The organism is Heliobacterium chlorum (assembly GCF_014502795.1).
Taxonomy (GTDB): Bacteria; Bacillota; Desulfitobacteriia; order Heliobacteriales; family Heliobacteriaceae; genus Heliobacterium; species Heliobacterium chlorum.
On record NZ_JACVHF010000182.1, the window covers coordinates 1 to 403 of the forward strand.

At 53.3% G+C, this 403-nt stretch carries 1 rRNA gene; it reads left to right on the forward strand.

The annotated features are described in order from the left end of the window. Window positions 1-347: 347 nt before the first annotated feature. Window positions 348-403: ribosomal RNA gene (gene rrf / locus H1S01_RS20895) — 5S ribosomal RNA — on the forward strand; the annotation flags it as partial.

A 403-nucleotide genomic window follows, 5' to 3' on the forward strand; every position in this document is an offset into this window, starting at 1 on the left:
TCGTAACAAGGTAGCCGTATCGGAAGGTGCGGCTGGATCACCTCCTTTCTATGGAGACTCGTCACGGTAGAGGGTGAACCTTGCTAGTTTTTCTAGTGAAGGGATGTCCCTTCTACGCAGTGAGATGTCGAGGTCGAACCGGACGGAGACCTCCCAACAGGGTGCAGGCGAGTCATCTCGCAGGCAGCCCGATGGGACAGGTCCGGACGGAATGGTTAGCACGCAGCGCAACACAACTGTTTGATTTTGAGGGACTGGAGGAACTTACCGGTTGAAAAGCTCAACTCGGTGTAGTAAACTTTTGATTCCGGTGATGAACCGGACGAACCTCAACAATTACAAACTGATCTGGTGGCAATGGCGGAGGGGTCACACCCGTTCCCATCCCGAACACGGAAGTTAA